Source organism: Finegoldia sp. (assembly GCF_046991905.1).
GTDB lineage: Bacteria > Bacillota > Clostridia > Tissierellales > Peptoniphilaceae > Finegoldia.
Genome location: NZ_JBKWZF010000117.1, coordinates 1 through 2,684, shown reverse-complemented (window position 1 = coordinate 2,684; position 2,684 = coordinate 1). Strand labels below are relative to the sequence as shown.

The 2,684-nt window shown below is 37.1% G+C and carries 2 protein-coding genes; both read left to right on the top strand.

All coding sequences use genetic code 11. The features are described 5' to 3' along the window. Positions 1–776 precede the first annotated feature (776 nt). Positions 777–2,096: a group II intron reverse transcriptase/maturase gene (ltrA, locus tag ACLUJM_RS13425; RefSeq protein WP_412413043.1), complete on the top strand. Its 1,320-nt coding sequence runs from the start codon at positions 777–779 to the stop codon at positions 2,094–2,096. Between the two features lie 240 nt (positions 2,097–2,336). Beyond that, positions 2,337–2,684, top strand: a 348-nt coding sequence (locus ACLUJM_RS13420; RefSeq protein ID WP_412413042.1) for an ATP-binding cassette domain-containing protein, incomplete at its 3' end; no start/stop codon positions are given.

Genomic DNA, 2,684 nt, shown 5'->3' with positions numbered 1-2,684 from the left:
ATTTAAGAGCCATAAAGGTTTTGTAATTTCTCGTCGTTTATATCGGAAAAAAGATGCGGAAGCATTCAAAGAAAGAAAAGTAGATCATAAATGAAGTTGATTGAACTATGTAGAAGCTTAATAGATAAGTAACCTATCATTTGATAATATATACAGGAAGTTTCATAGATAAGCAATTGTTTTATTCTATATACAGTATTAAAAAGGCACATAAAAGACACATAGATGTCTTTTTTCATGTGTGGCGGGCATGCCACATATCTAGGGTGAAAATCCCTCGGGGCGTAGTTATCGACGAACCCAAGAGCGACTTGCAAGTTTCATATCGTGAGGTATGGGAGAGAGGAAGCAATAGCGAAATCGTGGCTTAACGGACAGGAAGTCTGAACATTAAATTCAGACGGCTGATAATAAGGCGGCATTAGCGGATGAGATGGCATGAAGCATCAAAGTCCAAAAGATAACCGTAACCTAATGGCGTAAATCAGATAAGTAAACGAGGAAAGATATGTGACTTACCCCGCGAGGTCTCATTGACTCAGTAGGCGAGACGTAGAACGACGGGCAGTCGAGGAGTAGTAACAACGAACAATGAGAAGTCAGCAGAGGTCATATTAGGTAGAGATACTGAAGGACCGAACGTTTTAATCGCACGAGCAAAATGTATGTTTCTTACAATAATCAGACAAGGATATGAGTGAAAACGTAAATGAGCAAATATCCAAAACACGTATGATGATTTGTAAGAAAGCGGAAAGGAAAGGAGTGCACAAAGTATGTCAGAACTATTAGAAAAGATACTGAACAGAGAAAATATGAACAAAGCCTATAAACGTGTAAAAGCGAATAAAGGAACAAGCGGAATTGATGAAATAACGATTGAGGACGCCTATGTTTATATAAAAGAAAACTGGGAAAGTATCAGAGCAGAAATCACAGAAAGGAAGTACAAACCACAGCCAGTAAAGCGAGTTGAAATACCAAAACCGAATGGAGGAACTAGAAATCTGGGGATACCAACGGTAATGGATAGAATCATCCAGCAGGCAATGGTACAAGTATTAAGCCCAATATGTGAAACGTTCTTTTCGGATTATAGTTATGGATTCAGACCAAATCGGAGTTGTGAGCAGGCCATAAATAAATTATTGGAATATATCAATGATGGATATGAATGGATAGTAGACATTGACTTAGAGAAATTCTTTGACAACGTGCCACAGGATAAATTGATGAGTTATGTACACATCATCATAAATGATGGAGATACAGAGTCGCTCATACGAAAATATCTTAAAGCAGGTATCATGATAAACGGAAAATATGAAAAGAGTGAAAAGGGAACACCACAGGGTGGAAACCTATCGCCATTATTAAGTAATATTATCCTAAATGAATTAGACAAAGAATTAGAAAGCAGAGGATTACACTTTACCAGATACGCAGACGACTGCGTGATAGCGGTAAAAAGTAGAGCCAGTGCGAACAGAGTGATGCATACAATCACAAAGTGGATTGAACACAAATTGGGACTGAAAGTGAATGCGACAAAGACGCATATCACAAGACCTAACAAATTAAAATATCTAGGCTTTGGATTTTATTATGATACAAAAGATAAGAAATATTGTGCAAGACCACACGCAAGTTCCATACAACGATTTAAGAGGAAACTAAAACAGCTAACAATCAGAAAGAACACAATGGCTTTAAAAGAAAGAATAAGACGACTGAACCAAGTAATACGAGGATGGATAAACTACTATTCCATATGTAATATGAAAACACATATGACAAGGATAGATGAACATCTTCGTACAAGACTGCGAGTAATTATATGGAAACAGTGGAAAGTACCCAGCAAGCGACAGTGGGGATTACAAAAACTTGGGATTAGAAAAGATAGAGCAAGACAGACATCGTATATGGGAGACCATTATCAATGGGTCGTAACCAAAACATGTGTGGTAAGAGCAATATCAAAAGAAAAACTAGCCCAAAAAGGACTAGTCAGTTGTTTAGATTACTATATAGAGAGACACGCTTTGAAATTAAAACGAACCGCCGTATACGGAACCGTACGTACGGTGGTGTGAGAGGGTGATTTATTTCACCCTACTCGATTTATCCATATGATGACGCTTATGCTTAATCATGATGCGAAAGATTAAGTTTTTTTATTAAATGGATTATTCTTGATGATCAGCAAACAGGTAAATATTTTATCAACAAAAGATCTTTTTATTCATTGTACGATAAAGGTTCTCATAGTTTTATTAAAGTGCTTGACTCTCCTGTAACAGGAGGATATATCCTTGATTTACAAGGAGGTATGAATGATGGAATTATGTATACAAGTGGAACATCTGACAAAGCGATTTCAAACACAAATTGCGGTGAATCAATTGTCTTTTGAGGTGAAGAAAGGTGAAATCTTCGGTATTCTAGGACACAATGGTGCGGGGAAAACGACAACGATCGAAATGCTTCTTGGTTTACAAAACCCTGATGAAGGAAAAATCAGGCTCTTAAAGAAAGATGGTGCTAGCATAGATAAAACAATCTTTGAAAGGATTGGAGTACAACTGCAGGCATCAAGTTATCAAAACAATATTCGGGTAAGGGAATTATGCGAAGAAATGGCATCACTGTATCAAGATCCTGCAGATTACCATGAACTATTG

What these genes read in the sequence shown, in the direction of transcription:
- ltrA (WP_412413043.1), top strand. Translation starts at nt 777, where the DNA reads ATGTCAGAACTATTAGAAAAGATACTGAACAGAGAAAATATGAACAAA.